This is a genomic window from Pseudomonas sp. UBA5568, assembly GCF_002425525.1.
Taxonomy (GTDB): Bacteria; Pseudomonadota; Gammaproteobacteria; order Pseudomonadales; family Pseudomonadaceae; genus Aquipseudomonas; species Aquipseudomonas fulva.
Genome location: NZ_DIMK01000020.1, coordinates 47,778 through 59,276 on the forward strand (window position 1 = coordinate 47,778; position 11,499 = coordinate 59,276).

Annotated in this window: 8 protein-coding genes; 6 read left to right on the forward strand and 2 right to left on the reverse strand. The window is 64.8% G+C overall.

Translation table 11 applies throughout. From position 1 onward, the window contains the following. Positions 1-104 precede the first annotated feature (104 nt). The 3 genes from B2S33_RS06125 (at position 105) to ampE (ending at position 3,740) form a co-directional block, all read left to right on the forward strand. A complete protein-coding gene (locus tag B2S33_RS06125) occupies positions 105-2,258 on the forward strand; it encodes a DUF1631 domain-containing protein (protein WP_049695462.1) in 2,154 nt (717 codons plus the stop codon). 72 nt (positions 2,259-2,330) lie between these two features. Continuing rightward, entirely contained in the window at positions 2,331-2,897 is a 567-nt protein-coding gene (ampD, locus tag B2S33_RS06130; RefSeq protein ID WP_027916585.1) for a 1,6-anhydro-N-acetylmuramyl-L-alanine amidase AmpD, read from the forward strand. A 3-nt stretch (positions 2,898-2,900) separates the two neighbouring features. Beyond that, a complete protein-coding gene (gene ampE / locus B2S33_RS06135) occupies positions 2,901-3,740 on the forward strand; it encodes a regulatory signaling modulator protein AmpE (protein ID WP_027916584.1) in 840 nt (279 codons plus the stop codon). 24 nt (positions 3,741-3,764) lie between these two features. Here the strand turns inward: ampE and B2S33_RS06140 are convergent, their stop codons facing one another. Continuing rightward, the gene (locus tag B2S33_RS06140; RefSeq protein ID WP_288650064.1) at positions 3,765-4,553 is read right to left on the reverse strand and encodes a TatD family hydrolase; all 789 of its coding nucleotides are present in this window, start codon (positions 4,551-4,553) and stop codon (positions 3,765-3,767) included. Between the two features lie 2 nt (positions 4,554-4,555). Continuing rightward, positions 4,556-5,551 (reverse strand): catabolite repressor/activator, encoded by a 996-nt coding sequence (gene cra, locus B2S33_RS06145; protein ID WP_023534675.1) that lies wholly within the window; start codon positions 5,549-5,551, stop codon positions 4,556-4,558. 284 nt (positions 5,552-5,835) lie between these two features. Here cra and ptsP point away from each other — a divergent pair, with 284 nt between their 5' ends. The 3 genes from ptsP to B2S33_RS06160 are packed head-to-tail and all read left to right on the forward strand — an operon-like array spanning position 5,836 to position 11,366. Beyond that, positions 5,836-8,688: a phosphoenolpyruvate--protein phosphotransferase gene (gene ptsP / locus B2S33_RS06150; protein ID WP_288650062.1), complete on the forward strand. Its 2,853-nt coding sequence runs from the start codon at positions 5,836-5,838 to the stop codon at positions 8,686-8,688. Next, positions 8,689-9,636 (forward strand): 1-phosphofructokinase, encoded by a 948-nt coding sequence (gene pfkB, locus B2S33_RS06155; protein WP_028688123.1) that lies wholly within the window; start codon positions 8,689-8,691, stop codon positions 9,634-9,636. It begins immediately after the preceding gene. Next, the gene (locus tag B2S33_RS06160; RefSeq protein ID WP_288650063.1) at positions 9,633-11,366 is read left to right on the forward strand and encodes a PTS fructose-like transporter subunit IIB; all 1,734 of its coding nucleotides are present in this window, start codon (positions 9,633-9,635) and stop codon (positions 11,364-11,366) included. The genes pfkB and B2S33_RS06160 overlap by 4 nt, the downstream gene beginning before the upstream one ends. Positions 11,367-11,499: the final 133 nt, after the last annotated feature.

Consider the following 11,499-nt stretch of genomic DNA (forward strand, 5'->3'; position numbering starts at 1 on the left):
TGGCAGTAAAAGGAATTATTCCTGATAATGCTGTCTGATATTTGGCGTCATGCTATTGGCGAAATCGGCCGTGTCTGGGCCCGACACCCTGCAAGGAGTACAGGATGCACAAAGAGGGCAAGGTAGTGCCCTTGGCGGCGGCTGAACATGGACGGCGCACGCCCCCTTCGAGTCTGCCCATTGCGCTGCTGCAGGTGCGCGATCAGGCCGCCTTGCAGCTGCGTCAGGGTTTGCAGGCGCTGTTCGACAATGCCGACGATACGCTGTTCGAAATGGCGGACAAGGCCGCTGACCGGTTCGCTCAGCACCTGTATTTCGAAGCCATGCGCGACTTGCGGCTCAAACGCAAGAGCATCGAGCGGCTGTTTCTCGATACCGTCCATGAAGCCTTCGCGCGCTTGGTCGAGCCTGAGCCTGAACGTGCCCCGGCAACCATCGTTCACGCCTTGTCTTCTACCCCCGGTCAGTCCGAGCGCGCAGCAGCGGTGGAAGCGATGGTTGCCAGAGTGAAGGCCCGTGATGGCGTCGCCTTACAGCAACTGGGCCTGCGCTTGCAGACGCTGCTCGAACGTCATGTGCCTGAGCAGTGCAACCCCCTGAACCCTATTGCCCTGTGCCGCTGCTTTCTCGAAGCCGGGCAAAGCCTGGGTGTAGGGCCGCGCGTAAAGCTGGTGCTGCTCAAGCTGTTCGAACGGTACGTGCTGTGCGACGCGCAAGTCATCTATGGCGAAGCCAACAGGGTACTGATTGCGGCAGGTGTGCTGGGGCAGCTGCCACCGACGCCTTGCCGACGAGCTGGAGACAGTTGCTTGCTGGCGGAGCCGGACGAGCGTTCCTATCATGAGCCTGAAGCGGCCGACGATACCGCAGGCGAGGCCTTGTTCGCCTCCCTGCAGCCGCTTCTGCGATCGACACGTGGGGTGTTGGCGCCTCGCCTGGGTGCACCGGCCGGCGCCCAGCAGGTCAGCAGGGCCGATCTGCTGCGGCTGCTTTCACATCTGCAGCACTATGTGCCGGAGCCCGGCGCGGCTGATGACTTCGTCCTTGGCCAGCAACTGGAGCAGTTGCTGCTGACCATCAGCGTGCGTAGCGGTACCCGCCGCTTCATTGGCGGTGACGACGAAGACATGATCAACCTGATCGAGCAGGTGTTCAGGTTCATTGCAAGTGATGACAATCTGCCCATTTGCCTGCGAGCAGTGCTGGCGCGCCTGCAGATCCCGCTGCTCAAGGTGGCGCTGCTGGACAGGGGGCTGCTCAGCCGCGCCAGCCATCCCGCCCGACGGCTGCTCAACGAATTGGCGGCGGCGGGGCTCGGCTGCGACCCGCGCGAACAAGGGCAGGGTGATGCCTTGCAACTGCGCGCAGAACATGTGGTTCAGCGCTTGCTCATCGATTTTGCCGAAGACTCGCGTCTGTTCGGTGAGCTGCTCGAGGACTTTCTCGGGCAGACCCAGCATGAACGGCGGCGTACCGAGCTGTTCGAGCAGCGCACTCGGGACGCCGAAGAAGGGCGGGCCAATGCCTCGCTCGCCAGGCGACAGGTGCAACAGGTGCTCAGCCAGCGTCTGCGCGGACGTGTGTGGCCGCAGGCAGTGGTACAGATGCTGAGCAACAACTGGAGCCAGGTCATGATGCTGGCCTGGCTCAGGCACGGAGAAACCTCTCTGGGCTGGCGCAATGCTCTGCAGACCCTCGATACGTTGCTGGCCAGTGTGATGCCATCGCTTGCGCCGCAGGTCCTGATGCATCAGGTACCACCGTTGCTCAAGTCACTGCGCGATGGGCTGGCCAGTGTTGGCACCGATTCGCTGGTGACCCGTGAATTTTTCCGCAAACTCCAACAACTGCACCTACGTGCTTATGCAGGTGACGCCGAGATAGACGAGAACGACATCCTGGTTACCCAGGACATCCTGGTGACGTTGGCCGAAGAGGCAGACGGGCCTGGGCTGCAACCGGCCGGTGAGCAGGGCAAGGTCTCGCAGAAGGTGCAACGCTTGCGCATGGGCACCTGGATTGAAGTGTCCGATGACGGTGGCATCCAGCGCTGCAAGTTAGTGGCTCGCCTGGACAGCTGCGACAAGCTCGTCTTTGCCAATCGCAGCGGCATGAAAGTGCGGGAGTGGAGTGGCGCCGGCCTTGACCAGGCCCTGGAAGCCGGCACTGTCCGCGTACTGGATGACGGCCCTTTATTCGAGCGCGCCCTGGAAGCGGTCATAGAGACTTTACGCAGGAGCGGGCAGGCCGCCTTGTGACGATTACCGTGTCAACGACAGCGGCGGCAGGGCATACTGACGCTCTGTGCAGCACTTTTCAGGACAGGCCCCATGCAATTGGACCGTGCCACTGGCTGGTTCCACGGAGACGGAATCACCCACTGCCCCTCACCGAATTTCAATGTTCGCCCGCAAGGTGAGCACATTTCTCTGCTGGTGCTTCACAACATCAGCTTGCCGCCGGCCAACTTCGGCGGCGGTTACGTCCAGGCGTTCTTCCAGAACCGGCTCGATCCGAACGCTCACCCCTATTTCGCCACCATCGAGCACCTGAAGGTATCTGCGCACCTGTTCATCGAGCGTGGAGGCGCGGTGACCCAGTTCGTCTCGTTGCACGACCGCGCCTGGCATGCGGGCGTCTCCTGTTTCGACGGCCGTGAGGGATGCAACGACTTCTCGATCGGCATCGAGCTCGAGGGCACTGACCAGATACCCTATACCGAGGCGCAGTACCTGACCCTCGACCGCTTGACGCGTCACATCCGTAAGGCCTGGCCGGCCATTACCCCCGAGCGTATTCAAGGGCACAGCGACATCGCCCCCCAGCGCAAGACCGACCCCGGCCCTGCCTTCGACTGGGAGCGGTACCGCCAGGCGTTACAGCGCAATGAGGGCTGAAGTATGAGTTTTCTGGTATTGATCCTGGTGCTGTGGTTCGAGAAGTTTTCGGGCTTGCGCCATCTGGTCCAGCGTGACGGTTTCTTCCTTGGCGAACTGGCGCGCCTTGAGCGCAGAGGTGGGCTGCCTGCAGGGTGGGTGCTGGCCGCTGTGGTGCTGGCGCCGGTGGTGGTGCTGTCACTGCTGTTGCATGTGCTTGAGCCCGTTGCCTACGGCCTGCTGGCCTTGCCAGTGCATCTTCTGGTGCTGGTCTATAGCCTGGGGCGTGGCGATGCCAAGGCTTCCCTCGGGCCTTTGCGTGACGCCTGGCACAGGGGCGATGAACAGGCCGCGCTGCACGTGGCCGCACGTGACCTGGGGGTCGTGGCCGATGGGCCACGCAGCCTGCGCGAACGCCTGCAAAGCAGGCTGCTGTGGGAGGCCTATCAGGGTTTTTTCGCCGTCATCTTCTGGTACTTCCTACTGGGCCCGGCCGTCGCGCTAGCTTACCGCCTTCTGGCGTTGTGCCAAGCGCACAGTCAGCGACCCGCACTCCAGCAACGTGCCGAGCAGCTTCGCCACCTCATGGACTGGGTGCCGGTCAGGGTGGTGGCATTGAGCTTTGCTTTGGTCGGCAACTTCGTCGCCGTTGCCCGCGAAATGTTGCACGAACTGTTGAACTGGCATATCAGCGCCGCGCACCTGGTGGCCCGCATCGGGCGCATTGCAGATGACGGCAGTCATGCCGGCACTGCCGGCGACAATGAAGGTGGGGCGCGGCGCCTGGACAGCCTGTGGGACCTGGTGCTGCGTTGCGGTGTGCTGTGGTATGCCGCTTTCGCGTTGTGGACCGTGTTGGCCTGACCACGTAGGCCGGGCCTGTGCGAGTCAGCCCAGGGCTTGCCACCCAAACAGCTCGCAGGCGTTGCGCGTGCTCGCTTCGGCCAATTGCTCGACGGGCACGCCCATCGACTCGGCCAGCGAGTGTGCGATGTCTGGCAGGTGCTCGGGGCTGTTGCGCACCCCCGGATGCATGACCGGCGCCATGTCCGGTGCGTCGGTCTCCAGCACCACGCTGTCGAGCGGTAAGCGGGCAACCGTACGGCGCAGCCGCACGGCCTGGGGCCAGGTCGCCGCGCCGCCCAGCCCAAGCCGAAAGCCTAGCTTGATGTACTCACGTGCCTCTTCGTAACTGCCGGCGAACGCATGGATGATACCCGCCCGCATGGGCCTGTAGCGCTTGAGGGCGGCAATCACCTGGGCGTGGCTGCGGCGTACGTGCAGCAGGGCCGGTAACTGGAAATCGCACGCCATTTGCAACTGTGCCTCGAACAACCGTTGCTGACGGACCTTGTCCAGTTCAGGCAGGTAGTAATCCAGTCCGAACTCGCCCACCGCACACAGACGGCTGTCGCCACGCAAGCGCTCCAACCAGGCGCGCAACTGCTCGATGTGGCTGGGTTGATGCTCTTCAAGATAGACCGGGTGCAGGCCAAGCGCCGCCGCCAGGCGCGAGTCGCTGCAGGCCAAATCCCATACCCGCTGAAAGTTGGCCTGATGAACCCCCAGCACCACCATTCGCTCGACGCCTCGCGCGCTTGCGCGGGCCATCAGGCTCGGGCGGTCGGCGTCGAAGTCGGGGAAGTCCAGGTGCGTGTGGGTGTCGATCAGGCGCAGGTTCATGGCGCGTCGATTCGCTGCTTGAAGGTACGCGCTACCGCATGCACGCCGGGTTCATAGCGTTTGTCTTCGATTGCGGCAAGTGCCAGCTCCAGTGCCTTGGCGGCCATGTCACCATGACGCTGGGCCATGGCATTGACCGGCAGCGGCAAGAAATCGAGCAGTTGGTTGTCGCCGAAAGTGCCCAGCTGCAACCGGCGCGATTCGATGGGCTGGGCGTGCAGCGCGTCGAACACCCCCTGCAGGAGCACGTACGAGGTGGTGATCAAGGCATCGGGCAGGTGGCCCAGCTCATCGATCAATTGCTGCATGAGCCGCTGCCCGCACTCTCGGCTGAACGCTTCGCCCTGGTAGCGGCGCACCTCACCGGCAAAGCCCTGCAGCGCATCGTCGAAACCACCGGCGCGGGCCTGGCTGACCGACAGTTCAGGGCGTGCGCCGATCAGGGCGATGCTGCTTGGCGCGGTGCTCAACAGGCTGGCCGCCAGACGACGACTGGCATCATGGTCATCGCTGATCACCGAGCAAAAATACCGGGGGTCCAGGCCGCGGTCGATGGCGATGACCGGCAGGCCCTTGTCTTGCAGTTCGCGGTAGCTCTGGTCTTGCGGCGGTAGGCAGCTGGCGACGAACAAGGCATCGCAGCGGCGTGCCCGGAACAGCTGCTGCAACTGGCGTTCGCTGTCGGGCTGGTCATCACTGCTGGCGATCAGCAACTGATAGCCCCGGGCCCGGGCGCCTTGCTCAAGGCGCTTGGCAATACGCGCATAGCTGGGGTTCTCAAGGTCCGGGAGAATGAAGCCGAGCGTACGGGTGTGCCGGCTGCGCAAACCAGCGGCCTGGGGGTTGGGCGTGAAGCCATGGGCCTGCACCACCGCCTGCACGCGCTCCACGGTGCTGTTGCTGATGCGTTGCTGTTCGGCCTTGCCATTGATGACGTAACTGGCGGTGGTGACGGACACACCGGCCAGACGGGCGATATCGCTGAGTTTCACCGAGTTTTCCTTGTTATGACCAAAGCTGGCTGTGGGCGATGACCAGGCAGTTTGACCCTGATACCCCAGCGAGCGCAGGCGACCATTGTCGCAATTGTCCGACAGGATGGGGCTTTTTCATCGGCAGATTATCGAGTAACGTGGCCGCCTGGTCAGATTAAACGTTTCAGCCTCCTGATTTTCTGCATCTGCTGCCCACTGTGCAAGGCGGTTGAACTGGCCATTTCCGTGAATTTCACAACAATACTCCAGTACCCATCCGGGAACTGCAAAGGGAGAAGGTCATGCTCGAGCTCGCCAAGGAGCAGATAGCCATGGGCCAGACGGCCCCCGACAAGGCGCACGCATTGCGCCTGCTGGCGGATCGCCTGGTCGCCGACGGACTGGTCGCCGAGGGCTACCTGCAAGGGTTGCAGGACCGCGAGGCGCAAGGTTCCACGTTCCTTGGCCAGGGCATCGCCATCCCCCACGGTACGCCGCAGACCCGCGACCTGGTGCACACCACAGGCGTGCGTCTGTTGCAGTTCCCCGAGGGTGTGGACTGGGGCGATGGGCAGATTGTGTACTTGGCCATTGGTATCGCTGCGCGCTCTGACGAGCACTTGCGCCTGCTGCAATTACTGACCCGCGCCCTGGGCGAAACCGATCTGGCCGAGGCCCTGCGCCGTGCCGGCTCGGCCGAGGCCTTGCTCAAACTGCTGCAGGGTGCACCGCAGGAGTTGGCGCTCGATGCGCAGTTGGTCGCCTTGAACCTTCCAGCCGAAGATTTCGATGAGCTGGCCTGGCGCGGTGCGCGCTTGTTGCAGCGCGCCAACTGCGTGGACAGCGGCTTTGCTGCCGTACTGCAACAGGCAGAGCCGCTGCCGCTGGGAGAGGGTTTGTGGTGGCTGCACAGCGAACGTCAGGTTCGCCAGCCAGGCCTGGCCTTCGTCACCCCGGCACAACCTGTGCGCTACCGCGATCAACCCCTGACGGGTCTGTTCTGCCTGGCCAGCCTGGGGGCTGCCCACCAGGCCTTGCTCGAGCGGTTGTGCGAAGTGTTGATCGAAGGCCGTGGGCAGATGCTTTACCAGGCCACCAGCAGCCGCGCCGTGCTCGAAGTGCTCGGCGGCGAGGCGCCTGCCGACTGGCCGAGCGCGCGCATCCTGCTGGCCAACGCCCACGGCCTGCATGCTCGCCCAGCCAAGGTGCTGGCGCAGCTGGCCAAACGTTTCGAGGGCGACATTCGCGTCCGCGTGGTCGACAGCGGTCAGCCTGGCGTGTCGGTGAAAAGCCTGAGCAAGCTGTTGAGCCTTGGCGCGCGCCGCGGCCAGGAACTGGAGCTGGTGGCCGAGCCTGCTATCGCCGCCGATGCCCTGCCTGCGTTGCTGGCAGCCATCGAGCAGGGTTTGGGTGAGGAGGTGGAAGCGCTGCCGCTTGTTGCAGAGGCCCCTGCGCAGCCAGCAGTCGAAACGGCGAAGGCGCCGGCGGCCGGCAGCCGCGTGCAGGGTGTGGGCGCTGCCCCAGGTATCGCATGCGGCCCTGCCCACGTCGTGACCGAACGCACGTTCGACTACCCGCTGCGCGGCGAGTCGTACGATCAGGAACGACACAAACTGACCCAGGCCGTGGCTACCGTCAGTGCCGACCTTCAGGTGCTGGTGCAGCGCAGCGACGCGGCCATCGGCGAGATTTTCGTCACCCATCAGGAAATGCTGGCCGACCCGGCCCTGACCGACGACGTCGAGCAGCGCCTGGCCCAAGGGGAAAGTGCCGCCGCCGCGTGGATGGCGGTGATCGAATCAGCGGCCAGCCAGCAAGAAGCGCTGCACGACGCGTTGCTGGCCGAACGGGCCGCTGACCTGCGCGATGTGGGTCGCCGCGTATTGGCCCAGCTGTGCGGCGTCCAGACGCAGAGCGAGCCTGACCAACCTTACGTGCTGGTGATGAGCGAGGTTGGACCCTCCGATGTCGCCAGGCTCGACCCGGCGCGGGTTGCCGGTATTGTTACAGCCCAGGGTGGCGCCACCGCGCACAGCGCCATCGTCGCCCGGGCGCTGGGTATTCCTGCCGTAGTCGGAGCAGGCCCCGGCGTGCTGCTGCTGGAGAATGGCACACCGCTGCTGCTCGACGGCCAACGCGGTGTGGTCAACGTCGCGCCGCCAGCCGAAGAGCTGCAGCGTGCCCTGGCCGAGCGTGACGTGCGTGAGCAGCGTCTGCAAGCCGCCTGGGCCAACCGTTTCGACCCTGCAGTGACCCGTGATGGTCATGCCATTGAGGTCTTCGCCAACATCGGTGAAAGCAGCGGTATCGACAAGGTGGTGGAGCAGGGGGCCGAAGGCGTCGGCCTGTTGCGCACCGAACTGATTTTCATGGCCCACTCTCAGGCGCCGGATGTGGCCACCCAAGAAGCCGAGTACCGCCGCGTGCTCGATGGCCTGGACGGGCGCCCGCTGGTGGTGCGAACCCTGGACGTAGGCGGCGACAAACCGCTGCCGTACTGGCCGATCGCCGCAGAAGAGAACCCGTTCCTCGGCGTGCGCGGCGTGCGTCTGACCCTGCAGCGCCCGCAGGTGATGGAAGACCAACTGCGGGCCCTGCTGCGCGCCGCAGATCAACGCCCTTTGCGCATCATGTTCCCCATGGTCGGGCAGATACACGAGTGGCGCGAGGCCCGTGCGATGGTCGAGCGCCTGCGCACGGAAATACCCGTGGCAGACCTGCAGGTGGGCATCATGGTCGAGGTGCCTTCGGCAGCCCTGCTGGCGCCGCAACTGGCGCGCGAGGTGGACTTCTTCAGCATCGGCACCAATGACCTGACCCAATACACCCTGGCCATCGACCGTGGCCACCCCAGCCTGTCCGCCCAGGCCGATGGGCTGCACCCTGCGGTCCTCAGCCTGATCGACATGACGGTGCGCGCCGCCCACGCCCATGGCAAGTGGGTGGGGGTGTGCGGCGAACTGGCGGCTGACCCGCAGGCCGTCGCGGTGCTGCTGGGGCTTGAAGTGGATGAGCTGAGCGTGGCATCGCGCAGCGTTGCCGAAGTCAAGGCCCTGGTGCGCCAGGCCGATTCCCGTACAGCCCGCGCTTTGGCGCGTGAGGCCTTGCAACAAGACAGCGCCGCCGCGGTTCGCGCGCTGGTGGAGCGTTATTGAATGGCCAAGATCCTGACCCTGACCCTTAACCCCGCCGTGGACATCACCATCGGGCTCGACAGCCTGCGCCCCGGTCACGTCAACCGCAGCCAGGCCCAGCACAGTCACGCGGCTGGCAAGGGCCTGAACGTCGCCCAGGTGCTGGCCGACCTGGGCCATAGCGTGACCGTCAGTGGCTTTCTCGGGCAGGACAACCTGCCGGCGTTCGAGGCGCTGATCGACTGGCGCGGCTTCTGCGATTGCTTCGTGCGCGTGCCTGGGGAAACCCGCAGCAACCTCAAGCTGGTCGAGGCCGATGGCCGCGTCACCGACATCAACGGTTTGGGCCCGGAAGTGGACGCGGCCGCTTGCGATGCCTTGCTGCGCCTGTTGCGCCAGCACGCGCCGGGGCACGATGCCGTGGTCGTTGCTGGCAGCCTGCCACGCGGGATCAGCCCTCAATGGTTTGGTGACTTGCTCGATGAACTCAAGGCGATGGGTTTGAAAGTGGCCCTCGACACCAGCGGCCAGGCGCTGCGCGTCGGTCTGCAAAGCCTGCCCTGGCTGGTCAAGCCCAATACCGAAGAATTGGGCGAAGCCCTGGGCACGCCCGTGGACGATGCCGGCCAACAGCGACGGGCTGCCCGCCAGCTACTGGACGAGGGCGTCGAGCACGTGGTGGTCTCAGCCGGCGAGCACGGGGTGCGCTGGTTCGCCCGTGACTTCACCCTGGTGGCGGTACCGCCCAAGGTGAACGTGGCCAGCACGGTCGGTGCCGGGGACTCCCTCGTGGCCGGCATGGTTCACGGGCTGTTGCAGGGTGAAGCCGCGTCGCGCACCTTGGCCCGCGCCACCGCCATCGCCGCACAGGCCGTCACCCAGGTGGGTTTCGGCATCAATGACCATGACCAGTTGGCCCGCCTGCAAGCCGCCGTGAGCCTGACAGAACAACAAGAGGGTTGCCAATGAACATTGTCATTCTCACCGCCTGCCCCAATGGCCAGGTATCGAGCGTACTCAGCGCTCGCCTGCTGGCGGCTGCGGCCCAGCGCCGTGGCTGGACCACCCAGGTCGAGGTGCAGGATGCCGAGCATCCCGAACGACAGCTCGACGCAGCACAGATCGCTGCCGCCGACTGGGTGCTGGTGGTCAGCACCGGCCCGGTGGACCTGAGCCGTTTTGTCGGCAAGCGTGTGTATCAGAGCACGCCGTCCCAGGCATTGGCTGACCGCGAAGGCTTTCTCGACGAAGCAGCCGCCAATGCGCAGCCGCTGACGGCCGTAGCATCGGATGTCGCTACCCGCGATGAAGTGCGCATCGTTGCAGTCACTGCGTGCCCGACTGGCGTCGCCCACACCTTCATGGCGGCCGAAGCCCTGCAACAGGCCGCGCAGCAGATGGGGTACCAGCTCACCGTTGAAACCCAAGGCTCGGTCGGGGCACGCAACCCGCTTTCGGCCGAAGCCATCGCAGCGGCCGACGTGGTGCTGCTGGCCGCTGACATCGAGGTGCCCGCCGCGCGCTTTGCGGGCAAGCGCATCTACCGCTGCGGTACTGGCATTGCGCTCAAGCAGGCCCGCGCCACCCTGGACAAGGCGCTGGCCGAAGCCAAGGTGGAGGAGGGTGGGGCTGCTTCGGCCAGCGCCGCCGCCAGCAAGGGCGAAAAGACCGGCGTCTACAAGCACCTGCTGACCGGTGTCTCGTTCATGCTGCCCATGGTCGTGGCCGGGGGCCTGCTGATCGCCTTGTCGTTCGTGTTCGGCATCGAAGCCTACAAGGAAGCGGGGACGCTACCGGCTGCGCTGATGCAGATCGGCGGCGAAGCGGCGTTCAAGCTGATGGTGCCACTGCTGGCCGGTTATATCGCCTGGTCCATCGCCGATCGGCCGGGGTTGGCCCCAGGCATGATCGGCGGTCTGCTGGCCAGCACCCTGGGCGCCGGCTTCATTGGCGGCATCGTGGCAGGCTTTCTGGCCGGCTACAGCGCCAAGGCCATTGCCCGCTGGGCGAAGCTGCCCACCAGCCTGGAGGCGCTCAAACCGATCCTGATCATTCCTTTGCTGGCGAGCCTGTTCACCGGGCTGGTGATGATCTACGTGGTGGGGCAGCCCGTGGCGGCCATGCTTGAAGGCCTTACGCGGTTTCTCGACAGCATGGGCACTACCAACGCGATCCTGCTGGGGCTGCTGCTCGGTGGCATGATGTGCATCGACCTCGGCGGGCCGATCAACAAGGCCGCCTATGCGTTCTCGGTAGGGTTGCTGGCCTCTTCGAGCTATGCCCCGATGGCGGCCACCATGGCCGCTGGCATGGTGCCGCCGATCGGCCTGGGCCTTGCCACGTTCCTGGCCAGGCGCAAATTCGCCCAGAGCGAGCGGGAGGCAGGCAAGGCAGCGTTGGCGCTGGGGCTGTGCTTCATTTCCGAAGGGGCCATTCCATTCGCCGCCAAGGACCCGCTTCGAGTGATCCCGGCGAGCCTGGCAGGGGGCGCGCTGACCGGAGCGTTGTCCATGTACTTTGGTTGCAAGCTCATGGCGCCACACGGTGGCCTGTTCGTTCTGCTGATCCCGAACGCCATCAACCATGCCGCGTTGTACCTGTTGGCGATTGTCGCAGGCAGCTTGCTGACGGCGGTGGTGTATGCGCTGATCAAGAAGAATGAAAACGTCGAGTTGATGGTGGCGCCGGCCAAGGGGTAGGGTTGCTCAGCGGCAGCCTTCTCGGCTACGGATGCCGTTCATCGGGCTTGCTGGCTTGCACATGAAGTGCAAGGCGATCCGATGAATACGTCAACTCCGACATTACGCGATCACTGTGGGAGCAACTGTCTTG